Annotated in this window: 24 protein-coding genes and 1 riboswitch; of the genes, 23 read left to right on the forward strand and 1 reads right to left on the reverse strand. The window is 75.8% G+C overall.

Annotated elements, in window-relative coordinates; all coding sequences use genetic code 11:
* Positions 1-69 precede the first annotated feature (69 nt).
* From ftsY to Q5761_RS04730, 12 genes are all read left to right on the forward strand, one after another.
* Positions 70-1,005: a signal recognition particle-docking protein FtsY gene (gene ftsY, locus Q5761_RS04675; protein ID WP_318751372.1), complete on the forward strand. Its 936-nt coding sequence runs from the start codon at positions 70-72 to the stop codon at positions 1,003-1,005.
* 171 nt (positions 1,006-1,176) lie between these two features.
* Positions 1,177-1,812: a YlxM family DNA-binding protein gene (locus Q5761_RS04680; RefSeq protein WP_318751373.1), complete on the forward strand. Its 636-nt coding sequence runs from the start codon at positions 1,177-1,179 to the stop codon at positions 1,810-1,812.
* Positions 1,813-1,814: 2 nt separating this feature from the next.
* Complete coding sequence (gene ffh / locus Q5761_RS04685) at positions 1,815-3,152, forward strand: signal recognition particle protein (RefSeq protein WP_318751374.1); 1,338 nt, start codon at positions 1,815-1,817, stop codon at positions 3,150-3,152.
* Between the two features lie 139 nt (positions 3,153-3,291).
* Positions 3,292-3,564 (forward strand): 30S ribosomal protein S16, encoded by a 273-nt coding sequence (rpsP, locus tag Q5761_RS04690; protein WP_135225296.1) that lies wholly within the window; start codon positions 3,292-3,294, stop codon positions 3,562-3,564.
* 101 nt (positions 3,565-3,665) lie between these two features.
* Positions 3,666-3,923 carry a KH domain-containing protein gene (locus Q5761_RS04695; protein ID WP_135225297.1) on the forward strand — a complete coding sequence of 86 codons (258 nt, stop codon included), beginning with the start codon at positions 3,666-3,668 and terminating at the stop codon, positions 3,921-3,923.
* On the forward strand, positions 3,920-4,423 hold the full coding sequence (gene rimM / locus Q5761_RS04700) for a ribosome maturation factor RimM (RefSeq protein ID WP_318751375.1): 504 nt from the start codon (positions 3,920-3,922) through the stop codon (positions 4,421-4,423). Before Q5761_RS04695 ends, rimM begins: the two co-directional genes overlap by 4 nt.
* A 10-nt stretch (positions 4,424-4,433) precedes the next feature.
* Positions 4,434-5,216: a tRNA (guanosine(37)-N1)-methyltransferase TrmD gene (gene trmD, locus Q5761_RS04705; RefSeq protein ID WP_135225299.1), complete on the forward strand. Its 783-nt coding sequence runs from the start codon at positions 4,434-4,436 to the stop codon at positions 5,214-5,216.
* Positions 5,217-5,433: 217 nt separating this feature from the next.
* The gene (gene rplS, locus Q5761_RS04710) at positions 5,434-5,775 is read left to right on the forward strand and encodes a 50S ribosomal protein L19 (RefSeq protein ID WP_135225300.1); all 342 of its coding nucleotides are present in this window, start codon (positions 5,434-5,436) and stop codon (positions 5,773-5,775) included.
* 155 nt (positions 5,776-5,930) lie between these two features.
* On the forward strand, positions 5,931-6,461 hold the full coding sequence (lepB, locus tag Q5761_RS04715) for a signal peptidase I (RefSeq protein WP_135225301.1): 531 nt from the start codon (positions 5,931-5,933) through the stop codon (positions 6,459-6,461).
* 25 nt (positions 6,462-6,486) lie between these two features.
* Positions 6,487-7,470: a GTPase gene (locus Q5761_RS04720; RefSeq protein ID WP_318751376.1), complete on the forward strand. Its 984-nt coding sequence runs from the start codon at positions 6,487-6,489 to the stop codon at positions 7,468-7,470.
* A 234-nt stretch (positions 7,471-7,704) separates the two neighbouring features.
* Entirely contained in the window at positions 7,705-8,670 is a 966-nt protein-coding gene (locus Q5761_RS04725; protein ID WP_318751377.1) for a ribonuclease HII, read from the forward strand.
* On the forward strand, positions 8,667-9,089 hold the full coding sequence (locus Q5761_RS04730; RefSeq protein WP_318751378.1) for a YraN family protein: 423 nt from the start codon (positions 8,667-8,669) through the stop codon (positions 9,087-9,089). The genes Q5761_RS04725 and Q5761_RS04730 overlap by 4 nt, the downstream gene beginning before the upstream one ends.
* A gap of 274 nt (positions 9,090-9,363) precedes the next feature.
* Here the strand turns inward: Q5761_RS04730 and Q5761_RS04735 are convergent, their stop codons facing one another.
* The gene (locus tag Q5761_RS04735; RefSeq protein ID WP_318751379.1) at positions 9,364-10,935 is read right to left on the reverse strand and encodes a YifB family Mg chelatase-like AAA ATPase; all 1,572 of its coding nucleotides are present in this window, start codon (positions 10,933-10,935) and stop codon (positions 9,364-9,366) included.
* Between the two features lie 767 nt (positions 10,936-11,702).
* Between Q5761_RS04735 and Q5761_RS04740 the strand changes: the two genes are divergently transcribed.
* The 11 genes from Q5761_RS04740 to fliF all read left to right on the forward strand — a co-directional run bounded on the left by Q5761_RS04740 (position 11,703) and on the right by fliF (position 24,992).
* A complete protein-coding gene (locus Q5761_RS04740) occupies positions 11,703-13,337 on the forward strand; it encodes an ABC transporter substrate-binding protein (protein WP_318751380.1) in 1,635 nt (544 codons plus the stop codon).
* A 13-nt stretch (positions 13,338-13,350) separates the two neighbouring features.
* Entirely contained in the window at positions 13,351-14,295 is a 945-nt protein-coding gene (gene dprA, locus Q5761_RS04745) for a DNA-processing protein DprA (protein WP_318751381.1), read from the forward strand.
* Positions 14,296-14,375: 80 nt separating this feature from the next.
* Positions 14,376-16,514, forward strand: coding sequence for a type I DNA topoisomerase (gene topA, locus Q5761_RS04750; protein WP_413084591.1), 2,139 nt, complete (start codon positions 14,376-14,378; stop codon positions 16,512-16,514).
* Positions 16,515-16,516: 2 nt separating this feature from the next.
* Positions 16,517-17,983, forward strand: coding sequence for an FADH(2)-oxidizing methylenetetrahydrofolate--tRNA-(uracil(54)-C(5))-methyltransferase TrmFO (gene trmFO, locus Q5761_RS04755; protein ID WP_318751382.1), 1,467 nt, complete (start codon positions 16,517-16,519; stop codon positions 17,981-17,983).
* Positions 17,984-17,987: 4 nt separating this feature from the next.
* Positions 17,988-18,995, forward strand: coding sequence for a tyrosine recombinase (locus Q5761_RS04760; protein WP_318751383.1), 1,008 nt, complete (start codon positions 17,988-17,990; stop codon positions 18,993-18,995).
* A 59-nt stretch (positions 18,996-19,054) separates the two neighbouring features.
* Positions 19,055-19,603 carry an ATP-dependent protease subunit HslV gene (gene hslV / locus Q5761_RS04765; RefSeq protein ID WP_318751384.1) on the forward strand — a complete coding sequence of 183 codons (549 nt, stop codon included), beginning with the start codon at positions 19,055-19,057 and terminating at the stop codon, positions 19,601-19,603.
* A 233-nt stretch (positions 19,604-19,836) separates the two neighbouring features.
* Positions 19,837-21,276 carry an ATP-dependent protease ATPase subunit HslU gene (gene hslU / locus Q5761_RS04770; RefSeq protein ID WP_318751385.1) on the forward strand — a complete coding sequence of 480 codons (1,440 nt, stop codon included), beginning with the start codon at positions 19,837-19,839 and terminating at the stop codon, positions 21,274-21,276.
* Positions 21,277-21,551: 275 nt separating this feature from the next.
* Positions 21,552-21,644: riboswitch (cyclic di-GMP riboswitch) on the forward strand.
* A 204-nt stretch (positions 21,645-21,848) separates the two neighbouring features.
* Positions 21,849-22,295, forward strand: a complete 447-nt coding sequence (gene flgB, locus Q5761_RS04775; protein WP_318751386.1) for a flagellar basal body rod protein FlgB — start codon at positions 21,849-21,851, stop codon at positions 22,293-22,295.
* 4 nt (positions 22,296-22,299) lie between these two features.
* On the forward strand, positions 22,300-22,815 hold the full coding sequence (gene flgC / locus Q5761_RS04780) for a flagellar basal body rod protein FlgC (protein WP_318751387.1): 516 nt from the start codon (positions 22,300-22,302) through the stop codon (positions 22,813-22,815).
* Between the two features lie 39 nt (positions 22,816-22,854).
* A complete protein-coding gene (fliE, locus tag Q5761_RS04785) occupies positions 22,855-23,199 on the forward strand; it encodes a flagellar hook-basal body complex protein FliE (RefSeq protein WP_318751388.1) in 345 nt (114 codons plus the stop codon).
* 170 nt (positions 23,200-23,369) lie between these two features.
* Positions 23,370-24,992: a flagellar basal-body MS-ring/collar protein FliF gene (gene fliF, locus Q5761_RS04790; protein ID WP_318751389.1), complete on the forward strand. Its 1,623-nt coding sequence runs from the start codon at positions 23,370-23,372 to the stop codon at positions 24,990-24,992.
* Positions 24,993-25,288 lie beyond the last annotated feature (296 nt).

Consider the following 25,288-nt stretch of genomic DNA (forward strand, 5'->3'; position numbering starts at 1 on the left):
GGGCGGGCGGACCCGGGGCCGCCCGCCCCCGGTGCGGGAGCGCCGGAGGCCTGGAGAGGACGAGGATCGATGATCTGGAGCAGGCTCAAGGCGGGCCTCGCCCGGACCCGGGAGCAGCTGGCCGGCCGCATCCGGGCCGTGGTGCAGGGCGCCGCCGTGGACGAGTCCCTCTTCGAAGAGCTGGAGGCCGCGTTGATCACCGCCGACGTGGGCGTGGCCACCACCCAGCGGCTGCTGGAGCGGCTGCGGGAGCGCATCCGGGCCGAGGGGGTGCGCGACGCCGAGGCCGTGCCGCGCCTCCTGGCGGAGGAGATGCGGGCCCTGCTGGAGGGGGTGGCGGCACCGCCCGCCTCGCCGGCAGGCCGCGAGGGACCGCTGGTGGTCCTGGTGGTGGGCGTCAACGGCAGCGGGAAGACCACCACCGTCGGCAAGCTGGCCGCCCGCTATCGCCAGGAGGGGCGGCGGGTGGTGGTGGGGGCGGCCGACACCTTCCGCGCCGCCGCCATCGAGCAGCTGGAACGCTGGTGCCGCCGGGTGGGTGCCGAGCTGGTGCGCCAGCACCCGGGCGCAGACCCGGCGGCGGTGGCCTTCGACGCCCTGCAGGCCGCCCGAGCCCGGGGAGCCGACGTGCTGCTGATCGACACGGCGGGGCGCCTGCACACGCGGGTCAACCTGATGGAGGAGCTCCGCAAGACGGTGCGGGTGCTCAGGCGGCTGGATCCCACCGCCCCCCACGAGGTGCTGCTGGTCCTGGACGCCACCACCGGGCAGAACGCCCTGGCCCAGGCCCGGCACTTCACCGAGGCGGTGGGCGTCACCGGCATCGTGTTGACGAAGCTGGATGGCACGGCCCGCGGCGGCATGGTGGTGGCCATCGCCGACCAGCTGGGGCTGCCCGTCAAGTGGGTGGGGACCGGGGAGGACGCCGACGACCTGGCTCCCTTCGACGCCGCCGAGTTCACCCAGGCGCTGTTCGAGCCCGGTCCCGGCGGGTCCGGCGCCTGACGGGACGGGCGGCGGAGGCGGGCCGGCGCGACGGGACCCCCGTCGGCGGACGGCGCCCCGGGGGTCGACTGTCAAGCTGCTTTGCTTGACATGGGGCACCCCGTGACGTACCATGGGCGCCGGCCGACGCCGGTCAAAGATGGCCGGGCTGCGGCGCGGGGGCGTGGCACCGTGGAGCGAGGTCCAGGGCATGGAGGGGACGCCGGTTCCTCCGGCGCGGCCATGGACCCGGGGGAGCGGCTCGTGCCCGGTGAAGGGGGCGCACGCCGCGGGGGCGGGCGGCGGGACCGGAGCGGGCGGCCCGACCGTTCGCGGGCGCGCCGCGGGCAGCGGGCTGCCGAGGCCGGCGCCGCCTCCCACCGGGGGGTCCGGGCCGCGTCGCGCCGGGACGCCGACGTCAGCCCCCTGGAGCGGACCGTGCGGCTCCACCGCCTCTACGACCTCTACCGGGGACTCTTGACGGCGCGGCAGCAGGACGCCTTCGAGCTCTACCACTGGCAGGACCTGTCCCTGGGCGAGGTGGCGGAGCACCTGGGCATCTCCCGCCAGGCGGTCCACGACCTGTTGCGTCGCGGGGAGGCCGTGCTCGAGCAGGCGGAGGGGGCCCTGGGGCTGGGGGCGTGGCGCAAGCGTGCCGCGCGGCGGCTCGACCGGCTGGAGGGCCTGCTGGCCGCGGCGGCCCAGCGGCTCGCCCAGGTCGCCCACGAACCCGGCCCCACGGCCCTCGTCGAGGCGGGCGCCCTGCTGGAACAAGCCCGACGGGTGGTGGCGGCCCTGCGCGACGACCTGCCGGCAGGTGGGGTGTGAGCATGGCCTTCGAAGGGCTGGCGGAGAAGCTGCAGGCGGTGTTCCGGCGGCTGCGCGGCAAGGGCAGGCTCTCGGAGGCCGATGTAGAGGCGGCGCTCCGGGAGGTCCGCCTCGCCCTGCTGGAGGCCGACGTCCACTACAGGGTGGTCAAGGACTTCATCGGCCGGGTGCGGGAGCGCGCCGTGGGCCAGGAGGTCCTGGAGAGCCTCACGCCGGCCCAGCAGGTGATCAAGATCGTCCACGAGGAGCTGACCCGCCTCATGGGCGGTCAGCACGCCCGGCTGGACCTGGGCGGCGAGCCGCCGGTGCCGGTGATGCTCGTCGGGCTGCAGGGCTCCGGCAAGACGACCACGGCCGCCAAGCTGGCCCGCCTGCTGGTTCGTCAGGGGCGTCAGCCGCTGCTGGTGGCCGCCGACGTCTACCGGCCCGCCGCCGTGGAGCAGCTGGTCACCCTGGGACAGCAGATCCAGGTGCCGGTCTACGCGCCGGGCACCGACCGCGACCCGGTGGCGATCGCCCGCGAGGGCGTGGCCGAGGGCCGCCGCCGCGGCCGGGACGTGGTCATCCTCGACACCGCGGGGCGGCTCCACGTGGACGACGCGCTGATGGCCGAGCTGGAGCGCATCCGTCAGGCGGTGGCGCCGCGGGAGACGCTGCTGGTGGTCGACGCGATGACGGGGCAGGACGCCGTCAACGTGGCGACCGCCTTCCACCAGCGCCTGGGCATCGACGGGGTGATCCTCACCAAGCTGGACGGCGACGCCCGCGGCGGCGCCGCGCTGTCCGTGCGGGCGGTGACCGGTCGGCCCATCAAGTTCGTCGGGCTCGGCGAGCGGGTGGACCAGCTGGAGCCCTTCCACCCCGAGCGGATGGCCTCCCGCATCCTGGGCATGGGCGACGTGCTGTCGCTGATCGAGAAGGCCCAGGCGGCCTTCGACGCCCAGCAGGCCCAGCGCCTGGAGCGCAAGCTGCGGGAGCAGACCTTCGACCTGGAGGACTTCCTCGAGCAGCTGCGCCAGGTGCGCAAGATGGGGCCGCTGGACCAGCTGCTGGCCATGATCCCGGGCCTGGCGGGACGGCTCCAGGGCATCAGGGTGGACGAGGACGAGCTGCGCCGCATCGAGGCGATCATCCAGTCCATGACGCCGGAGGAACGCCGCCACCCGGAGATCATCAACGCCAGCCGGCGGCGGCGCATCGCCCGGGGCAGCGGCACGCGGGTGCAGGACGTGAACCGGCTGCTCAAGCAGTTCGCGGAGACCCAGCGGCTGATGAAGCAGATGGCCGGGGCCGCCCGCCGGGGCCGGCGGGGGCTGGGCAACCTCCCCTTCCTCCGCTAGGGGGTCGAACCCGGTCCGGCGGCGGGCGGGACGCCGGGCCGGGTCGGCGCGGTCCCGGGTCGCGGTGGGCCGCCGGCGACCGGGGCCGGGCGGGATGCCGGTGGCGGCGTCAATCCACGGGATGGCGAGGTGAGGAGCGGTGGCGCTGCGCATGCGGCTGCGCCGGATGGGTGCGAAGAACAACCCGTTCTACCGGGTGGTGGTGGCGGACGCCCGCTCCCCGCGGGACGGCCGGTTCGTCGACGAGATCGGATACTACAATCCCACCACCGACCCGGCGACCATCAAGATCGACGAGGAGAAGGCCATCGAGTGGCTGCGAAAGGGCGCCCAGCCCACGGACATCGTGCGGGTGCTGCTCCAGCGGACCGGCGTGCTGGAGAAGTGGCAGAAGCAGCGCGCGGGCGCCTGAGCGCCGGGGGCGACGGGTGGGTGCGGCGGCCAGGGCGGGGCCGAGCCGTGGGGGTGGGGGCGGTGCGGGCTCGACCCGGGAGGCGATCGAGGTGACGCAGGATGAAGGAGCTGGTGGAGTTCCTCGCCCGCTCGCTGGTGGACCACCCGGATCAGGTCCGGGTCAACGAGGTGGCGGGAGAGCAGACGGTGATCCTCGAGGTGCGGGTCGCGCCGGAGGACGTGGGCAAGATCATCGGCAAGCAGGGGCGCATCGCCCGCGCCATCCGCACCGTGGCCCGGGCCGTGGGCGCCCGCATGGGCAAGCGGGTCGAGGTGGAGATCCTGGACGGGGGCGGGCGGGCGACGGCCGACCGGTGACCCTGGCGGCCATCCTGGCGCCGTGGGGCATCCGGGGCGAGGTCAAGGTCGACCTGCTGAGCGACGACCCCGAGCGCCTGCGGCCGGGCCTGGAGGTGTGGGTGGCGCCGCCCGGCGGCGGTCCCGCCCGGCCGGACACCGTGGAGTGGGCCCGCCCCCATGGGCGGTTCTGGCGGGTCAAGCTGGCCGGCTGTCCCGATCGGACCGCGGCCGAGGCCCTGCGGGGCGGTCGGCTCCAGGTCCCCGAAGACCGGGTACCCCCGCTGCCCGAGGGCCGGTACTACGTGTTCCAGCTGGTGGGGCTGCGGGTGCTCGACCCGGCGGGCCGTCCCGTCGGCCGGGTGCGCGACGTGCTGCGCTACCCGGCCAACGACGTCATCGTGGTGGACGCCGACGACGGCCGGGAGGTCCTGGTCCCGGCGATCCGGCAGGCCGTGGCCGAGATCGACCTGGCGGCGGGCCGGCTGGTGCTGGGCGACCTGCCGGGGTTGCTGGACTAGGAGGGACGGCGTGCGCATCGACGTGCTCACCCTGTTCCCGGAGATGGTCCGCGCCCCGCTGGAGACCAGCATGATGCGCAAGGCCCGGGAGCGGGGCGTGGTGCGCCTGTTCGTCCACAACCTGCGGGACTGGGCGGAGGGCCGGCACCACGTCGCCGACGATCGGCCCTTCGGCGGCGGGCCGGGCATGGTCCTCAAGCCGGAACCCATCTTCCGGGCGGTGGACGACCTGTTGGGACCCGGGGGGGCGCGCAGCCGCGGTCCCGGCGTGGAGTTCATCCTGCTGGCGCCGCAGGGGCGGACCCTGACCCAAGCGGTGGCGGCCGACCTGGCGCGGCGCCACTGGCTGGTGCTGCTGTGCGGCCACTACGAGGGCGTCGACGAGCGGGTGCGGCAGGCGCTGGTCACCGACGAGATCTCCATCGGCGACTACGTCCTCACGGGCGGCGAGCTGGCCGCGCTGGTGCTGATCGACGCGGTGGTGCGGCTGCTGCCCGGGGTGCTGGCGGAGGGGGCGGCCGAGCAGGACTCCTTCACCAGCGGGCTGTTGGAGGGCCCGCACTACACCCGGCCCCGGGTCTACCGGGGGATGGCGGTGCCGGAGATCCTGCTCAGCGGCGACCACGGCGCCATCGCCCGCTGGCGGCGGCAGCAGGCCCTGCTGCGGACCCTGGAGCGACGGCCGGACCTGCTGGAGCGGGCGCCCCTGACCCCCGAGGACCGGCGCTTCCTCGAGCAGGTGCGGGCGCGGCGGGGGTCGGTGCGGTCCGGCGCCCCCGACGGGTCGGCCTAGGTCGGCGGTGGGTGCCGAGGGGACGCGGGACCGGTCGCCGCCCGTCCCGATCCCCGCGCTCGACGCCGAGCCCGGCCCGGCGCCACCGGGGCGGAGGCCGCCGGCCGCAGCCCCGCGGCCTCGGCGTCCCACGGCCGGGCGTCCCACCGCCCGGCGCTGTGGTATAATCCCGCCGTGTGAGCGGCGGCATCCCGCGGCGCAGAAGGAGCGGAAGGGCATGGACCTCTTGAAGAGCATCCAGCAGGAGTACATGAAGACCGACGTGCCGGACTTCGGCCCCGGCGACACGGTCCGCGTCCACCTGAAGGTCAAGGAGGGCGGCCGGGAGCGCATCCAGGTCTTCGAGGGGACGGTGATCGCCCGTCGCGGAGGGGGGCTGGACGAGACCTTCACCGTGCGGCGCATCGCCTCCGGCGTCGGGGTCGAGCGGGTGTTCCCCTTGCACTCGCCGGCCATCGCGCGCATCGAGGTCACCCGGCGCGGCAAGGTGCGGCGGGCCCGGCTGAACTACCTGCGCCAGCGGCGGGGCAAGGCGGCGCGCATCAAGGAGAAGCGGTGACGCGTGGGCGGTCGCCACGGCGGCCGGTTCGTCCGAGGACTGGGTCCCCAGTCCTCTTTCTTTATGGGGACGTTCTTTCTTTGATGGGGACGTATGGGGAGGGCGACGCCCCGCGACGCCTTCATGGCGCAGGGAGGAGAGGAGGGACCGCGGCGGTGGCGGCTCGGGGGAGCGCCGCCCGGGAGGTCCTGCAGACCTTGCTGGTGGCGCTGGTGCTGGCCTTGGCCATCCGGGCCTTCGTGGTCGAGTCCTTCGTGGTCGACGGCGTCTCCATGGAACCCGTCCTCCACGACGGCGAGCGGCTGCTGGTGGACAAGTTGACCTACCGCTGGCGCGCGCCCCGGCGCTTCGACGTCGTGGTCTTCCGCTACCCCCTGGACCCCAGCCGGGACTTCGTCAAGCGCGTCATCGGCCTGCCGGGCGAGACCGTCGAGATCCGGGAGGGTCGGGTCTACGTGGACGGGCGGCCGCTGGCGGAACCCTACGTGGCGGAGCGGGCGCCGGACTTCTACCCGCCGGTGACGGTGCCGCCGGGACACGTGTTCGTCCTGGGTGACAACCGGCCCCACTCCGACGACAGCCGCAGCGGCTGGACGGTGCCGATCCGCGACATCATCGGCCGGGCGTGGTTCGTCTACTGGCCGCCGGCGGAGATCGGGCTGGTGCCGCATCCGCAAGGCCCCTGATGGCCGCCGCGGGGAGGGAGGCGCAGTGGGCGAGGGCGGGGCGCTCAAGGGGCACATGGCCCGGGCGCTGCGCCAGGTGCGGCGGTATCTGGCGCAGGTCGACGCCGTGGTCGAGGTGGCCGACGCGCGGGCCCCCTTCACCTCGCGATCCCCCCAGCTGGCGGAGCTGGTGGGCGACCGCCTGCACCTGCTGGTGCTGTCGCGGGGCGACCTGGCGGACCCCCAGGTCACCCGGGCGTGGATGGACTGGTGGCGCGGGCGGGGTCTCGAGCCCCTGGTCGGCGAGGGGCCCGCCGACCCGCGCCTGGTGAGCCGGCTGCGACGGCGGCTGGCCCAGGCGCCGGCGGCCTTCAAACCGCGGGTCATCGTGGTCGGCCTGCCCAACGTGGGCAAGTCGACCCTGCTCAACGGCCTGGCCGGCCGCCGGCGAGCCCGGGTCGGGGCCCAGCCCGGGGTGACGCGGGGCCGCCAGTGGGTGGACGTGGGCGCGTTCTGGCTGCTGGACACGCCCGGGGTGCTGCCGCCGCGCCTGGGTGGGACCCGCCGCCTGGTGTTGGGCGCCCTGGGCCTGGTCGGACCCGAGGTGGCGGGGGCCGAGGAGGTGGCCGCGTTCCTCATCGAGCGCCTCGGCGACCACCCCGCCTTCCAGGCGGCCCTCGACCGCTGGGCCACCGCCGCGCGCGCGGCGGTGCGCCCGGCCGACGACGACCCCGACCGGTCCGCGGGCGCGGTCCCGGCGGCGGGAGCGGCGGCAGGGCGCCGCGGGACCGCCCGCCCGCGGGGACGGCCTGCGGTGGAGGCGGTGCTGGAGCAGCTGGCGCGGCGCCGCGGTCTGTTGGGGCCGGGCGGCCGCCCCGACCTGCACCGGGCCGCGGCGGTCTTCGTGGCAGCCTTCCGCGCCGGGGAGCTGGGCCGGTTCTCCCTCGAGCGCCCCGACGCCGTGGCGGGGCCGTCGCCGGCGGACGAACCCGGCTCCGGGGCAGGAGATCCAGTTTCATCCAGCGAATAGCCCTGCGGGACGTCGCCGGTAGGCTCGCGGTCGGGGCTCGCTACGCCGGCCCGCGGCTCGGGCTGCCGCTTCCCGGGAGCCGGGGGTGGGGAGGGTCCGGTGGCGTCGACAGCCCGCCGGCGTGTGCACCGGCGCATGGCCCCGTGGGGCATCGGGGCGGCGCATCGGGCCGGACGCTGGGGATCGTCGGTCGGCCTCGGAACGGGACGGGGCACGCGGAGGGAGGCAGCCGTCATGGCGGGTCGGGCACCCCTGCCGCCCGGGGGCGGGGCGCATGGCCGGGCGGATCCGGCGGACCGGCCCTGCCCGGCGGGGCGGGCGGTCGGCGTGGGCCCGGAGGACGGGCGGGGGTTGCCGCTGGCGGCGCGGCCGCTGGCGGAGCTGGAGGAGGCGGTGACGGTCGTCGCCCCGGATCAGCTGCCCGCGTGGATCCAGACCCTGGAGGCCGATCGCCGGGTCGGGGCCCGGCGGCTCGCGGCCCGGGCCCGGCGCCGCTGGGAGCGGTGGCAGGCGGCCCGGTCGCGGTGGGCGCAGCTGGCCGAGGCGCAGCGGCAGCGAGCGGGCGGCGTGCCGGTGGCCGGCGTGGACGAGGTGGGGCGGGGCTGCCTGGCCGGGCCCGTGGTGGCGGCGGCGGTCATCCTTCCCGATGGCGCCTTCCTGCCCGGCCTCGACGACTCCAAGCGGCTCACCCCCGCGGCCAGGGAAGCTCTGGCCGCCGCCGTCCGCGAGCAGGCCGTGGACTGGGCGGTGGGCGTGGCGACCCCGGCGGAGGTCGATGCGCTCAACGTCGCGGCCGCCACCCGCCTGGCCATGCGGCGCGCCCTGGACCGCCTGCGGGTCGTCCCCCAGCGGGTGCTGGTCGACGGGCGCCCGCCCGGGGACCTGGGGTACCCGGTGGAGGCCGTGGTGGACGGCGATGCGCGGCTGGCCGCCATCGCCGCCGCCTCGGTGCTGGCCAAGGTGTTCCGGGACGCGTGGATGCGGCGGCTGGATCCCCTCTACCCCTGGTACGGCTTCGCGCGCAACAAGGGCTACGCCACCGGCGAGCACCGTCGGGCCCTGCTCCGGCACGGTCCGTGCCCGGAGCACCGGCGCCGCTTCCTGGCGGGCCTGGACGCGGCGCAGCGGCCCGGGCGGGACGGCGAGGCGGATGGGAGCCCGGGTCCTGGCCCGCGGCAGGGGGAGGGGCGTGTCCCATGAGGGACAGGCCGCCGCGCCGCCGGGAACGGGACGGCCGGTGGGAGCTGGGCCGCCGGTCGGAAGAGCTGGCCGCCCGTCACCTGGAGGCGCTGGGCTATCGCGTGGTGGCCCGCAACGTCCGCTGCCCGGGGGGCGAGGCCGACCTGATCTGCCGGCAGGGGGGCGAGTGGGTGGTCGTGGAGGTGCGCGGGAGGCGGAGTGACCGTTTCGGCCCCGCCGCCCAGTCCGTCGACGTCCGCAAGTTCCGCCGCCTGGTGCGGGTGGGGCAGTGGTTCCTGGCGCAGGCCGGCCTGCCGGACGCGCCGTGGCGGATCGACCTGGTGACGGTGACCTGGCCCGCGACCGCCGACGAGCCGGCAGGGGCGGTCGCGCCGAGGGTGGCCGTGTACCGCCGGCTGGAGGGCGGGGCCCAGCGCTAGCCGCGACGAGGCCGCCGGCGGGAAGCGCCGCGGTCCGGACCCCGTCCACGGCATCGGCCCCACGGCAGCGATCGCCGGGACGGGGAGGCATCGGGGGCCGGACGCCGGGCGCCGGCGCAGCCTTGGGCGGTCGGTCCACAGCCGGCGCGACTACACCGAGGTGGGCGAGCCGGACGCCGGGCACCGGCGCAGTCCTGGGCGGTCGCCCCGCCGGCCGGAAGCGAAACCGCGCACCTGGAGGCTCGGCGACGATCCGCGAGGCCCGCCCGGGCGGTCACCACTCCGGCCCGAAGCGGAACTGGGCCGCCAGCTCCACGTCGTCCACCGTGATGGCGTCGCGGCCCGCCAGGTCCGCCGCCGTCCGTGCCACCCGCAGCAGCTTGATCACGCCACGGCCGCTGAGGCCCACCTCGCCGTCGCGGTAGAGGGCCTCGAGCAGCCGCCGGGCCGGCGCCGTCAGCGGTGCCCAGCGCTGCGCGTCGCCGGGTTGCAGCCACCGGTTCACCGGGCCCACCCCGTCCGGGCGGGCCAGGTCGAGGCGGGCGAACCGCTCCGCCTGCATGCGGCGGGCCGCGGTCACCCGCTGGCGGACCGCCGCGGAGGTCTCCTGACGGCCGGGTGCCATGGGTGGGATCGCGGCCCGCTCCACCCGCACCTGCAGGTCGATGCGATCCAGGAGCGGCCCCGAGAGGGCCTGCCGGTAGCGCGCCACCTGCCGGTCCGAGCAGCGGCAGCGGCCGCCGGGGCGACCGCAGGGGCAGGGGTTGGCGCTGGCCACCAGCTGGAAGGCGGCGGGGAAGCGCTCCACGCCGGCGAGGCGGGCCACGGTCACCGAGCCCGTCTCCAGGGGCTCCCGGAGCGCCTCCAGGGTCTCCCTCCGGAACTCGGCCAGTTCGTCCAGCAGCAGGACGCCCCGATGGGCCAGGCTGACCTCGCCCGGCCGCGGTACCTTGCCGCCCCCCACCAGGGCGGCCACGGGGGTGGCGTGATGGGGCGCCCGCAAGGGCGGCCAGGTGATGAGCCCCGCCCCCGCAGGAAGCTGTCCCGCCAGCGAGTGCAGCGCCGTCACCTCCAGGGCCTCGTCGGGATCCAGGGGGGGCAGCAGGCCCGGGAGGCACGAGGCCAGCAGGGTCTTGCCCGCGCCGGGCGGTCCCATCAGCAGGATGTGATGCCCGCCGGCGGCCGCCAGCTCCAGGGCCTTGCGGGCCCAGGGCTGACCCTGGACGGTGGCCAGGTCCGGCGCCGCCGGCGGACGAACCGGTGCCGCGTCGCCCGCGGTCGCGGTTGGCGGATCCCAGGGATCGTCGCGCGCGAGGCGATCCAGGAGCTCGGCGAGCCGCCGCACCGGCAGCGGGCGGATGCCGGGCAGCAGGGCCACCTCGCGGGCGTTGCCGGCCGGGCAGACCAGGTGGGTAACCCCAGCCTGGCGGGCGGCCACGGCCATGGGGAGCGCGCCGCGGACGGGGCGCACCGACCCGTCGAGGCCCAGTTCGCCGAAGGCCGCCCAGCCCGGGGGTAGGTGCGGCGCCTGGCCGCTGGCCGCCAGCAACCCCAGGGCGACGGGCAGGTCGAGGGACGTGCCCTCCTTGGGCAGGTCGGCCGGGCTCAGGCTGACGGTGATCCGCTGCAGGGGGAAGGTGCGCCCGGCGGCCCGGATGGCGGCCCGCACCCGCTCTCGCGCCTCCCGGACGGCCGTCGACGCCAGCCCGACCACCACGAAGAGGGGCAGGCCGCGGTCGACCACGGTCTCCACCAACACGGCGACGCCGCGGGGACCCGAGCAGGCCAGGCCGACGACGGCCGATCCGGTTCCCGCCACCGACCGCCACGGGGCGGTGGGCAGCACGGCCTCGGGGCGCCGCTCGGCAACGTGCCCGGGATCCGACCGCCCGCCGCCCGGGGACGGGGTGGGGCGGCCGGCGGGGGATGCGCCGGACGCCGGCCAGCCCCCCGGCTCGCCCCGTGGGCTCCGGGGCGGGGATCCGTTGCGGCATGGCATGGGTCCCCGAGGGTTGCCGTTCTCCGGTGGTGTCACGATGCTTCGCCTCCTGCCGCGCGAGCCGGGCCTGGACCGAGAGCCCGCCTGGGGCGGAGCCGGCGGCGGGACGCCCTCGCGGTCCGGGCCTGGCTGTGGGGCCGGGGGCGGCGCCGACGCGCCGAGGCGGCGATGGCGCCCTCGATCCGCCGCCAGGGTGGTCCCAGCGGCGGCGTGGTGCCCGCCGGGCAGGCCGGACGTGCCGGGGACGTCCCGCGTCGGAGGAACCGGCCCGCCCGCGGTCCGGGTTCAGGGGCTTGACATGCGCTGCTGTATGGTAATATATGGATTATAGGATATCGTTGTCAACCCGGGCGGCGGCCGCGCCGCGGGACACAGGGCTGGCCCCGTCGGGGCCGTGTCCTGGGTCCATGGGCTCGCGGGGCGAGCCGGCCACCGGGACGCGGCGGGACCAGGGGGGTGCCAGCCGGACTCGTGGGGCCCCAGGGCTCCAAAGTCCGCGATCCGTCCGCCGCGGCACGGGCCGCGAGGGTGCGCCGGCCGGCCGGCGGGCTGGGGTGCGGGCATGGACCGCGGGGACGCCACGTATACATCCCCCGGCGGCGGAGGTGACGGCCATGGCGCCGGGGCGGTGGCGGATCACGCTGGCGGCGGCGCTCGTCGGTGCCGTCGTCCTCGGCTGGTGGGCCGTGGGAGCCCCGGAGGCGACGGAGCGGCGGCCGCCCGGCCGCCCCGGCGGCACATGGGTCGAGCCCATCCCCGTGCCCCCGGCGTCCCTGGATCCGGCCCGGGCCAGCAGCGAAGCCGAGGTGCGCATCGCCGCCCTGCTCTACGACGGCCTGGTGCGCCTCGGGCCCGACGGTCGTCTCCACCCGGGGCTGGCGCGCCGCTGGGAGGTCCGCGACGGCGGCACGCGCTACGTGTTCTGGCTGCGGCCGGGCGTGCGGTTCCACAACGGTCGACCGCTGACCGCCGCGGACGTCGTCTTCAGCCTCCAGCGCCTGGCCGACCCCCGAAAGCCCGCGCCGCGCCAATGGGTGTTGGAGGGCGTGGTGGGCGCCGAGGCCTACCGGCAGGGGCGGGCATCCGCCATCACCGGGCTGCGGGCCCTCGGTGCCGACCGGGTGGAGATCCGCCTGGTGGGTCCGCGGCCGGCGTTCCTGTATCGGCTGGCGACGCCCGGTGCGGCCATCGTCGATGCCGAGACCGTGGCAGGCAGCGGGAGCGGGGCGTTCCCGGCGGTGGGCACCGGGCCCTTCCGGCTGGCGGCGCGGACCGAGGCGGCGATCCGGCTGGAGGCGTACGCCGGCCACTATCGCGGCCGGCCCTACCTGGACGCCGTGGAGCTGGTGGTCGGGGGATCCCGCCGACAGACCCTGGCCGCCTTCGCAGCCGGGCGGCTGACCGCGGTGCGCCTGCTGCCCCACGAGGTTCGCGAGCTGGCCGCCCTCGGGTGGGCCGGACCCCAGTGGCGCCTGGAGCTGCCCGCCACGGTCTGGATCGAGCTCAACGCCGGCCGGCCGCCGCTGACCCACCCGGCGGTGCGCCGGGCGCTGGCGTATGCCGTCGACCGGGAGACCCTGGTAGCGGGTCTCGCCCCCGGCGGCTACCGGCTGGCCGAGGGGTGGATCCCGCCCGGCATGGCGGGAGCCCGGCCCGCACCCCACCTGCCCGCCTACCGCGCGCAACAGGCGCGGGCGCTGCTGCACGCGGCCGGCGTCCAGCCCGGGGCCGAACTCCGCTGGCTGCAACCGGGCGATCTCTTCTGGTCGGCCGTGGCCGGTCGCCTCGACTACCTGTTGGGGCGGGTCGGCCTGGAGCTGGACGTCACCACCGTCGCCCAGGCCGACTTCCCGCCGCTGGACGGCAGGGACGCCCCGTACCACCTGGCGCCCCGGGCGACGTGGGCGGAGTATCCCGACGCCGAGGCCCTCCTGCTGCCCTGGGTGGAGGCGGCCGCGGATCGGGCGATGGGCGCCGGCGGGCAGCGGGGAGCCGTCCTCCGAGGACGGGACCGCCCGGTACACCAGGCGCTGGCCGCCTTCCTCCCCGCCCGGGGCCGGGAGCGGGCGGAGGCCGCCGCGCGCCTCGAGGCCCGGTTGCTGGATGCCGGCTTCGGCCTGCCGCTCTACCACCCCGTGGTGGTGTGGGCGGTGCAGCCCCGGGTGCGCGGCTTCGTCCCGTCCCCCTTCCCCCAGGGGGCCGACCTGTGGGCCGTCTCCTTCGCACCCGCGGCCGACGACGCCCGCTGAGGGGAGCCGCCGCTTGAGGCGTCGCATCCCGCAGGACAACCTCGCCCCTGGAGGAGGGGGGATCCCCAGCATGGACGCCGGCCGGGCGTGGATGGCCCTGCTCGCCTTGCCCGGTTTGGGGCGCCAGCGCGCGCGGCGGCTGGCCGCGGCCCTGGGCGGGCCGGCGGCGGCCTGGCGGGCGCCGGCGCAGGAGTGGCTGGCTGCCGCCGTGGCGCCGCGGGAGGTCCTGCTCCGCGCCGCCGCGGCCCGGGACCGGATCGACCCGGAGCGGCTGGCCCGCCGCGTGGCGGCGGCGGGGGTGGACTGGGTCGCCTGGGACGAACCGGCCTACCCGCGGCGCCTGCGCACCATCCCGGATCCGCCGCTCATCCTCTACTACCGGGGTCGGGCCCCCGCCGAGGACGTGCCCTGGGTGGCGGTGGTGGGGTCCCGCCGCGCCTCTCCGTACGGGGTCCAGCTCGCCCATCGGCTGGCCGGCGACATGGCGGCGGCCGGCTGGGTGGTGGTGTCGGGCCTCGCCGTCGGCATCGACGCCGCCGCCCATCGCGGTGCCCTGGCCGCCGGCGGGCGGTCGGTGGCCGTCCTCGGCCACGGCCCGGATCGGGTCTATCCGGAGGAGCACCGCCCGCTGGCGGAGCGGCTGGCGGCGACGGGGTGGCTCGTCGCCGAGTATCCGCCCGGCACCCCGGCCGAGGCCTTCCGCTTCCCGGAGCGCAATCGCATCCTGGCGGGCCTGGTCGACGGGGTGGTGGTCGTCGAGGCGGCGCCCAGGAGCGGCGCGCTGGTGACCGCCGATCTGGCGCTGGCGGCGGGGCGCGCGGTCATGGCGGTGCCGGGACCGGTGACCCGGCGGCAGGGGGAGGGCATCATGGAGCTCTTGCGGGCCGGGGCTCCGCCCGTGGCCACGTGGACCGACGTGGCCGCGGTGCTGGGGGACCACGGGCTGGGCGGGGTCTAGCAGGATCTTCCACCCCGCGTTGCCCGGCGGCGTCCGGCAGTGCTACACTAGGGTGCAACGCGCCGAGGCGCCGGAGCGTGATGCCATTGCCCAAGACGCTGATCATCGTCGAGTCGCCGGCCAAGGCCAGGACCATCAAGAAGTTCGTGGGGCGCGACTACGCCGTCGAGGCCTCCATGGGCCACGTGCGCGACCTCCCCAAGAGCCAGCTGGGGGTCGACATCGACGATCACTTCACGCCCCACTACATCACGATCCGGGGCAAGGGCAAGCTGATCGAGCGCCTGCGGCAGCAGGCGCGCCAGGCCGATCGGGTGCTGCTGGCCACCGACCCGGACCGGGAGGGCGAGGCCATCTCCTGGCACCTGTGCCAGCTGCTGGACATCCCGGAGGACTCGCCCTGCCGCATCGTCTTCCACGAGATCACCCGCGACGCCGTGCGGCGCGCGTTGCAGGAGCCGCGGCCCATCGACGGCAACCTGGTCGACGCCCAGCAGGCCCGGCGCGTCCTCGACCGGTTGGTGGGCTACAAGCTCAGCCCCCTGCTCTGGCGCAAGGTGCGGCGGGGCCTCTCGGCGGGCCGCGTCCAGTCGGTGGCGGTGCGCCTGATCGTCGACCGCGAGGAAGAGATCGAGGCCTTCACGCCCCAGGAGTACTGGACGCTGGACGCCGAATTGGAGCGCCAGGCCGGCGGCGAGGTGTTCACGGCCCGTTACCACGGCGACGCCGACGGCAAGCGGGAGCTGCCGAGTCGGGAGGCGGTGGACCGCCTGCTGGCCGATCTGGAGGGGCGCGCCTTCGTCGTCCTCGGCGTCGAGCGCAAGGAGCGGCGCCGCAACCCGGCGCCCCCCTTCACCACCTCGACCCTGCAGCAGGAGGCGTCGCGCAAGCTGGGTTTCTCCGTGCGGCGCACGATGCGCATCGCCCAGGAGCTGTACGAGGGCATCGAGTTGCGCGGCGAGGGCGCGGTGGGTCTGGTCACCTACATCCGCACCGACTCCACGCGCATCGCCGACCAGGCCCTGGACGAGGCCGCGGCGTACATCGCCGCGCGCTTCGGAGCGGAGTTCTCGTCCCCCCGCAAACAGGCGGGTCGGCGCCAGGCACAGGCCCAGGACGCCCACGAGGCGATCCGGCCGACGTCGGTGGCGCGGGAACCCGACGCGATCAAGGACGACTTGACGCCCGACCAGTACAAGCTGTATCGGCTGATCTGGGAGCGGTTCGTCGCCAGCCAGATGGCGCCGGCCGTGCTGGACACGGTGACCGTCGAGATCGGCGCCGGGCCGCATCGCTTCCGGGCGACGGGTTCGACCGTCAAGTTCCCGGGGTTCATGCGCCTCTACGTCGAGGGGCGGGACGAGGGCGCCGAGGGGGACGGCGACGAGGGGGACCGCATGCTGCCCGAGCTGGCCGAGGGGGACGTCCTGCGGGTGCGGGCGCTGCGGCCGGAGCAGCACTTCACCCAGCCGCCGCCGCGCTACACCGAGGCGATGCTGGTGCGGGCGCTGGAGGAGAAGGGCATCGGTCGCCCCAGCACCTATGCGCCGATCATCGAGACCATCCAGGAGCGGGGCTACGTGGTCAAGGAAGACCGTCGCTTCCGCCCCACGGAGCTGGGGCGGGTGGTCACGGCCCTGCTCAAGGAGTACTTCCCGGACATCGTCGACGTGGAGTTCACCGCCCGCATGGAGGCGGACCTGGACCGGATCGAGGAAGGCGAGCGGGACTGGGAAGACGTGGTGCGCGCGTTTTACGGTCCCTTCAGCGAGACGCTGAGCCGGGCGGAGCAGCAGATCCAGCGGGTGGCGCTGCCGGTCGAGGAGACCGACGAGGTCTGCGAGAAGTGCGGGCGGCGGATGGTGATCAAGCACGGGCGATACGGCCGCTTCCTGGCCTGTCCGGGGTTCCCCGAGTGCCGCAACACCAAGCCGCTGGTGGAGAAGACCGGCGCCCGCTGCCCGCGCTGCGGCGGCGAGCTGGTGCAACGGCGCTCGCGCAAGGGGCGGGTCTTCTACGGCTGCAGCAACTATCCGGACTGCGACTTCACCACCTGGGACCGGCCGACGGCGGAGACCTGCCCGGAGTGCGGCACCTTCCTGGCGGAGAAGCGCTCCCGCCAGGGGGTGCGGCTGGTGTGCGCGAACCCGGAGTGCGGCTACCAGCGGGAGGCCGCGGGCGAGACCGCCGGCGCCGGTGCCGGGGCGGGGAGGCGGTGAGGATGGCGAACCGCGTGACGGTGATCGGCGGTGGGCTGGCGGGAAGCGAGGCGGCCTGGCAGGTGGCTCGCCGGGGCATTCCCGTCCGCCTCTACGAGATGCGGCCGGTGAAGTCGACGCCGGCCCACCACACGGGGAACCTGGCCGAGCTGGTGTGCAGCAACTCCCTGCGCGGGGCCCAGCTGGACCAGGCGCCCGGACTATTAAAGGAAGAGATGCGCCGCCTCGGCAGCCTGATCATGCAGGCGGCCGATGCCAGCGCGATCCCGGCGGGAAGCGCCCTGGCCGTCGACCGGGAGGAGTTCTCCCGGCGCGTGACGGAGGCGATCCTGAGTCATCCGCTGATCGAGGTGATCCGGGAAGAGGTGACGGAGCCGCCCGCGGACGGGCCGGTGATCATCGCCACCGGGCCGCTGACGTCCGACGCGCTGTCCCGGTGGATCCGCAGCTTCACGGGGGAGGAGTACTTGGCCTTCTTCGACGCGGCGGCGCCGATCGTCACCTACGAGTCCCTGGACCTGTCGAAGCTCTTCCGGGCCTCGCGCTACGGCAAGGGCAGCGGCGACGACTACCTCAACAGCCCGATGACCCGGGAGCAATACGAGGCGTTCTGGCAGGCCCTGGTCGAGGCGGAGCGGCACGTGCCCCACGACTTCGAGCGGGGCCTGTTCTTCGAGGGCTGCCTGCCCATCGAGGAGATGGCCCGGCGCGGCCCGGACACCCTGCGCTACGGGCCGCTGAAGCCGGTGGGCCTGGTCGACCCGCGCACGGGCAAGGAGCCCTACGCGGTGGTCCAACTGCGGCGGGACAACCGCTACGGGACGCTGTACAACCTGGTGGGATTCCAGACCAGCCTCAAGTGGGGCGAGCAGAAGCGGGTCTTCCGCATGATCCCCGGGCTGGAGAACGCGGAGTTCGCCCGCTACGGCGTCATGCACCGCAACACCTTCATCTGCTCGCCCAAGATCCTCAAGCCGACGATGCAGACGCGCAAGCGGCCGGACCTGTTCTTCGCTGGGCAGATCACGGGCGTCGAGGGCTACATCGAGTCGGCGGCCACCGGCATCGTGGCGGGCATCAACGCCGCCCGGCTCGTCCGGGGGGAGGAGCCCGTGGCCTTCCCGCCGGAGACGGCCCACGGCGCGCTGACGCGCTACATCACCGAGGCGCACCCCGACCACTTCCAGCCGATGAACATCGCCTTCGGGCTGTTGCCGCCCCTCCCGCGGCGGGTCCGTGACCCGCGGCGGCGCAGGTTGCTCATGGCCGAGCGGGCGCTGAAGGCGCTGGAGGGGTTCGCCCCCGCCCGTCTGCCGGAGACGGCGCCGGTGATCGCCGGCGGTGGGCCTGCGGGTTCCGCGGCGGGCGCCCGGGCGCCCGCGACGCCCGCGGGGAGGGAGGCGCCGGTGGCCCCAGGGCGGGCGTCGACCCGGGCCGCGGAGACGCCGACGCCCGTGCCGGGGCGGTGAGATCGTGAGCGGCGCCGGGGGCCGGCCGCCGGCCGGAGCCGGCGGGTGCCCGGCCGACGTCGTCGCCGCCTATCTCGACCACCTGCGCCTGGAGCGGGGTCTGGCGGTGCGGACCCTGGAGGCCTACGCCGCGGACCTGGCCGGGTGGCTCGACTTCTTGGGCCTGGCGCCGCCGGTGGACGCCGCGTCCCTGTCCCGCGTCACCAGCCGCGACCTGCGCCGCTGGCTCGTCCACCTGGAGGAACGCGGCCTGGCGCGCTCCTCCGTGGCGCGCAAGCTGGCGGCGGTGCGGGGGTTGTTTCGGTACGCCGTGCGGGAGGGGTGGGTCGCCACGAGCCCCGCGGCGCGCCTGGGCACGCCGCGGGTGCGCCGGCGACTGCCGCGGGTCTACACCCCCGAGGAGGTCCGGGCCCTGCTGGCAGCTGCAGGGGGCGGCAGCGGGCCGGCCGCCCTGCGCGATCGGGCGCTCCTCGAGCTGCTCTACGGGTGCGGTCTCCGCGTCGGGGAGCTGAGCGGGCTCGATCTGGACGACGTGGACTGGGACGGCGGCTGGCTTCGGGTGTACGGCAAGGGGGGCAAGGAGCGGATCGTCCCCCTGGTGGGACCCGTGGCCGCGGCCTTGCGGGCGTACGTCGAGGAGGGGCGACCGCAGCTGGAGGCGGCCCGTCGCCGACGACCGTGTCCGCCCCAGGACCGGCGGGCGGTGTTCCTCAACCGCTGGGGCGGGCGGCTGTCCCCCCGGGGCATCCAGGCCGTGGTGCGCAAGGCCGGCGCGGCGGTGGCGCGGTTGCGCGCCCATCCCCACCTGCTGCGCCATACCTTCGCCACCCACCTGCTGGACGGGGGGGCGGGGCTGCGCACCGTCCAGGAGCTCCTGGGCCACGCCAGCCTGGTGGCGACCCAGGTCTACACCCACGTCTCGCGCGCGCGCCTGTGGGCCGTCTACCAGCAGGCCCACCCCCGGGCGCGGCGGCGGGAGCCGCCAGGGGCCGGTCACCGTCCGCCGCCGTGAGACGGCGCGGTCCCAGCGAGGGCGGCGGAGGCCCTGTCGGCCGGGGAGGAATCGGTGGCATGGTGGGACGCTCCGGGTCGTTCCACGGCACCACCATCCTGGCGGTGCGCCGCGGCGGCAAGGTGGCCATGGCCGGCGACGGCCAGGTCACCTTGGAGCAGCACATGGTGATGAAGCATCGGGCCCGCAAGGTTCGTCGGCTCTACCACGGCCGGGTGCTGGCGGGATTCGCCGGCAGCGTGGCCGATGCCGTGGCCCTGCTGGAACGGTTCGAGGGCAAGTTGGAGGAGCACGCCGGGCAGCTGGTGCGCGCGGCGGTGGAGCTGGCCAAGGACTGGCGCACCGACCGGATGCTGCGACGACTCGAGGCCCTCATGGTGGTGGCCGATGCCGAGCACCTCCTGCTGGTCTCCGGCTCGGGCGAGGTGCTCGAGCCCGACGACGGTATCGTCGCGGTGGGCTCGGGCGCGGCCTTCGCCCTGGCGGCCGCCCGGGCGCTGGTCCGGCACACCGCACTCGACGCGCCGTCCATCTGTCGCGAGGCGATGCGCATCGCCGCCGAGCTCTGCGTGTACACCAACGACCAGCTGATCGTGGAGGAGCTCTAGGCCCCCGCGCTCCTCCTCCCGACGGCGCAAGGCCGCGTCCGCGGGGAGGTCCACGAGGCGGGGGGAGCGGGGTGCGGGATCCAAGGAGGCCGCCCCGTTCTGGGGTCGGCCGTTCTCGAGGCCCCATGGCGCGGCATCGGGGAGCGCTCCGGCGCCGCAGGGCGCCAGGGGCAGGGTGCGGCGGCCGCCAGGGGTCGGGACCGGCCATCGGCACCGGAGGAGGGACGCCCGCCGTGCATCAGGCGGCCGCACCGGGTGCGGCATGGGAGCCCGATCGGTTGACGCCGCGCCAGATCGTGGCGGAGCTCGACCGGTACATCGTGGGCCAGGCCGCGGCCAAGCGCGCCGTGGCCATCGCGCTGCGCAACCGCTGGCGCCGCCAGCAGCTCCCGCCCCACCTGCGGGACGAGGTGGCGCCGAAGAACATCCTGATGATCGGCCCGACGGGGGTGGGCAAGACCGAGATCGCCCGCCGCCTGGCGCGTCTGACGGGTGCGCCCTTCATCAAGGTCGAGGCGACGAAGTTCACCGAGGTGGGCTACGTCGGGCGCGACGTGGAGTCCATCATCCGCGACCTGGTGGAGACGGCCATCCGCATGGTGAAGGCGGAGCGGATGGCCACCGTCCAGGACCGGGCGCGGGCGGCCGCCGACGAGCGGTTGCTGGACGTGCTGGTGCCGCCGCCCCGCCGGCGGCACCCGCGCTTCTCCTCGCCGTGGGAGATGCTGCTGGGGCCCCTCGGGGGCACGCCCCAGCCCAGCGAGCCGCCGCGCCCGGAAGAGGAGGAGGACTGGCGCCGGCGCCGGCAGGAGGTGGCGGCGCGGCTGCGCGACGGCCAGCTGGAGGACCAGGTGGTGGAGATCGAGGTCGAGGACCAGGCGCCGCCGATGGTGGACATCCTGGGCGGGCCCGGCCTGGAAGAGGTGACCCTCAACGTCCAGGACCTGCTCAAGGACTGGCTCCCCCGGCGCAAGCGGCGGCGCCGGCTGCCGGTGCGGGAGGCCCGGGAGGTGCTGGCCCAGGAGGAGGCCCAGAAGCTCATCGACATGGACCAGGTGGTGGCCGAGGCCATCCGCCGCACCGAGCAGGCGGGCATCGTGTTCATCGACGAGATCGACAAGATCGCCGGCCGGGAACGGGGCCACGGGCCCGACGTCTCCCGGGAGGGCGTCCAGCGCGACATCCTGCCCATCGTCGAGGGCTCGACGGTGATGACCCGCCACGGCCCGGTGCGGACGGACCACATCCTCTTCATCGCTGCGGGCGCGTTCCACGTCGCCAAGCCCTCGGACCTGATCCCGGAGCTGCAGGGCCGGTTTCCCATCCGGGTGGAGCTGCAGCCCCTGACCCGTGAGGACTTCAAGCGCATCCTCACGGAACCGGACAACGCCCTGCTGCGCCAGTACCAGGCGCTGCTGGCGACCGACGGGGTCGAGCTGGAGTTCACGCCGGACGCGGTGGACGAACTGGCGGCCATGGCCGCCCGCGCCAACGAGCAGGCGGAGAACATCGGTGCCCGTCGCCTGCACACGCTGCTGGAGCGCGTCCTGGAGCCCCTGGCCTTCGACGCGCCCGACGCCCTCCAGGGCAAGGTGGTGGTCGACGGCGCCTTCGTCCGCCAGCGGTTGGAGGGGGTGCTGCAGGACCAGGACCTGAGCCGGTACATCCTCTGACCCGGGGACCGCCGCGGCCCGCCGGGCGGCCGCCCGCACCAAGGAGACCGCGGCTGGAAAGGCGAACCGTGTCGAGAGAGGGACCCAAATCCAGGACCGGGGTCCCAAATTTTTTGTCGCCGATAGCAGGAATGACCAGTGGTGTGGAGAATCATGTCGACCAGCTCGGGTCGACAGGGATAGACAAATCTATAAACTTCGGGGGCGGGCGAGGCCTTGTGCCCCCGCCGGGCTCCAGGAGCGGTCGGAGCCTGGCGACGGCCCGCCCCCCGCGGCAGCGACAAAGGCACCCCTGCCGAAAGGCAGGCTCGCAAAGTCACGGGTCTACGGTCCCGCCCCGGCGGGACTATGACGGCCGGACTGCCGAACGCCGCGTGGTGGTTCTGTCCCCGCCGTCGTGGGCCGCCCGTGGTGCCGGTTGCGCCGCGGGCGGCTCGTCTTTTCGGAGCCCAAGCCCGGCCGGTCCGCCGGGCGGGCCGGCGGCGACCCGGGCCGGCGCGGGTGCCCGGTGCCCGGCGCAGGCGCCCGGTGCTCCCGGACCGGGCGGTGTTCGCAGCGGAGGGGGTGGGCCCATGTGGGGCGCCATCGACGACCGGCTGGCGGCGGCGCTGGAGGTGCTGGCCCTCCGTCAGCGCCTGCTGGCGCAGAACGTGGCCAACGCCGAGACCCCTGGCTACAAGCGCTACGACGTGGCTTTCGACCGGGCGCTGGCGCTGGCCTTGGAGGCGTCGGGGAGGGGCGCCGGCAGGGCGGACGGCTTGCAGGCGGCGGGCCGAGGCCCGTTGCCCCTGGCCGCCACCCACCCCGCGCACCAGCCGGGCCGGGGACCCGTCGGCGCGCTCTGGCAGGCGGTGTACCGCGAGACGGGGACGGCCCTGCGCAACGACGGCAACAACGTCGACCTCGACGCCGAGATGGCGCGCCTCGCGGAGACCGGTCTGCACTACCAGGCGCTGATCCGGCAGCTCTCCGATCGCATCGCCTTGTTGCGCACGGTCATCGCCGAGGGGAGGCGGTAGCGCCATGGGCGACGGCCTCTTCGGCACCCTCGCCATCGCGGCCAGCGGCATGACGGCCCAGCGGCTGCGGCTGGACCTGATCGCCAACAACCTGGCCAACGTGGACACCACCCGGGCCCCCGGCGGCGGGCCGTACCGGCGCCTGGTGCCGGTCTTCCAGGAGCGGGTGCGACCCTTCGCCGAGGTGCTGCGGGAGCGGGTGGCGGCGGGTCCCCTGGCCCGGGGCGCCGCCGGCGTCGCGCCGCGGGGGACGGGAGGAACCGGCCCCTGGGGCGGCGGCCTCGGCCCGGCGGGCGTGCAGGTGACGGCGGTGGTCGCCGATCCCTCCCCGCCGCGGCTGGTGTTCGACCCGGGGCATCCCGACGCCGGGCCCGACGGGTACGTCGCCTACCCCAACGTGGATCCGCTGATGGAGATGGTGAATCTGCTGGCGGCCACCCGGGCCTACGAGGCGAACGTGGCCGTCTTCAGCGCGGCTCGCACCCTGGCCCTGCGGGCCCTGGAGCTGGGCCGGGGCTAGGCGGCACGCGGGCTGGATGCAGAGCAGGAGGGATGATCCATGAGCCCATGGGGCGTGGGATGGGCGGGCGGCGTGGGGGCGCCGTCCGTCGCGGAGGGCCTGGCGCCGGCCGGCGGTGCCGCAGGGACGCCGGCAGGCGGCGCCGAGACGGCCGCCGGCGACGGTCCCCGCTTCTTGCGGGAGCTGGCGCGGGCCCTGGCCCAACTGGAGGGGACGGTGGCCGAAGCCGATGCCATGGCCCAGCGGCTGGTGACGGGCCAGGTCGACGACCTGTCCGCGGTCATGGTGGCCAGCGAGAAGGCGCGGCTGGCCGTCGAGCTCGCCGTGCAGCTGCGCAACAAGGCGCTGGAGGCGTACCAGGAGATCATGCGGATGCCCATCTGACGGCGGCCCGCGACCCTGGCCGGCGGCGACCGGCGGCGAGACGGCCGCATCGCCCAGATGCCCACCTGCAGCAGGTCCGCCGTGCCCGCCGCCGACGGCGAGCGGCGGCGAGGGCGGCCGCATAGCCCGCGCGCGGCGAGGGCGACGGGAAGGAGGCGGCGGAGGGCCCGATGCCGGTGACGCAACTGCGGCAGCTTCCCCAACAGTTCCTGGGCTGGTTCCGGCAGCTGCGGCCCGCGGCTCGTTGGACCGTGGTGGCGGCGGCGGGGTTGGCGCTGGCGGGCCTGCTGGCGCTGGCCCTGGCGGGCCGCGGTCAACCGCGATGGGAGCCGCTCTTCACCCGGCTCGATCCCTCCGACGCGGCCGCCATCGTCGGCCAGCTGGAGGAGCAGGGGGTGCCCTACCAGCTCGCGGAGGGCGGCCGGGCCGTGCTGGTGCCCGCCGCCGAGGTGGACCGGCTGCGCCTGGAGCTGGCCGCCCAGGGCCTGCCGCGGGAGGGCACGGTGGGCCTGGAGTTGATGGAGCGGATGCCCATGGGGGCCACGGAGTTCGAGCGGCAGGTGCAGTACCTGCGGGGCCTCCAGGGCGAGCTGGCGCGGACCATCGGCCGGCTGGAGGGCGTCGAGGCCGCGCGGGTCCACCTGGTCCTGCCGGACGACACCCCCTTCGTCGCCGAGCGTCGGCCGCCCAGCGCCGCGGTCCTGGTGCAGCTCAAGCCCGGCGCCGACCTCGGGCCCGAGCAGGTGCGCTCCATCATGCACCTGGTGGCCTCGGCGGTGGAGGGCTTGAAGCCCGAGGACGTGACCGTCGTCGACGCGACCGGCCGCCTGCTCTCGGCCGAGGTCGGTCCGGCGGAGGGAACCGACACCGCCCGCGCCGACGACCGCCTGGAGGTCGAGCGCCAGTTCGAGGCGGACCTGCAACACCGGCTCCAGACCCTGCTGGAACAGGTGCTGGGACCGGGCAACGTGGTGGCCCGGGTGAACGCCGAGCTGAACTTCGACCAGCAGGTGATCGAGCGGCACCTGTTCGAGCCGCCGGCCGACGGCGGCGAGGGCCTGCTGCGGTCCATCCAGGAGCTGGAGGAGACCTTCACGGGTCAGGGGGTCCCGGGCGGCGTGCCCGGCGACGCCAACATCCCCACCTATCCCCAGCTGGTCGGGGGCGAGGGCGAGTACCAGCGCACGGAGCGGACGGCCAACTACGAGGTCAACGAGGTGATCGACCGGCTCCAGGTGGCGCCGGGGGCGGTGCAGCGCCTCTCGGTGGCGGTGGTGGTCAACGGGCAGCTGACGCCGGAGCGGCAGGCCGCCCTCCGGCAGGTGGTGGCGGCCGCCATCGGCAGCGACCCGCAGCGGCAGGACCAGGTGGAGGTCGTCGGGATGCCCTTCGACACGACGGTGGCCGACCGGCTGCAGCAGTCGCTCGAGGCGGAGCGGCAGGCCCGCGAGGCGGCGCGACGGTGGGCCCTCTGGGCGGGCGCCGGCCTGCTGGCGGCCCTGGCGGTGGCGGCCCTGGTCGTGGCCTGGCGCCGGCGGGCCGTCCGCCGCGCCCGCGAGGAGGCCGAGGACCTGGTGGAGGGGGCCGGCACGGCGGTCCCTGGACAGGACGGGCTGCCGCTCCACGGGTTGCCGGCGGCGCGGGCCGGCGGCGCCGATGGGGTCCCGGCCTGGGCCGACGGGCGCATGGCGGACGCCGCGGTCTACGAGCAGGTCAGCGAGCTGGTGAAGAACCAGCCGGAGCACGTCGCCCAGGTGATCCGCAGCTGGCTGGCGGAGCGGTCGGCCAATTAGCCGGGCCGCCGACGGGTGCCGCGGGCCGATGGGCACCGGCCGCGACCCGGGCGGCGGGGTAGGGACGGGGGAGGCGACGGGCCTTGGCGCTTCCACAGGAGACGGTGCCACGGGAGATGGGCAGCGGAGCGACGGGTACGGCGGCTGGGCCGGCGCCGGGCCGCAGGGGGACGCTGGGCTCGGCGTCCGGGGCCGAGGGCAGCGGTCGCCTTGGGGCCGGAGGGCGTCGCCCGGCCGGGCCCCCCGCCGGGGGCCCGGCCGGGCGACGCGGCAGCGCCCCCGCCGGGGCCGGGGCG

Source organism: Thermaerobacter composti, assembly GCF_033582035.1.
In the GTDB taxonomy this organism is placed as follows: Bacteria; Bacillota; Sulfobacillia; order Thermaerobacterales; family Thermaerobacteraceae; genus Thermaerobacter; species Thermaerobacter composti.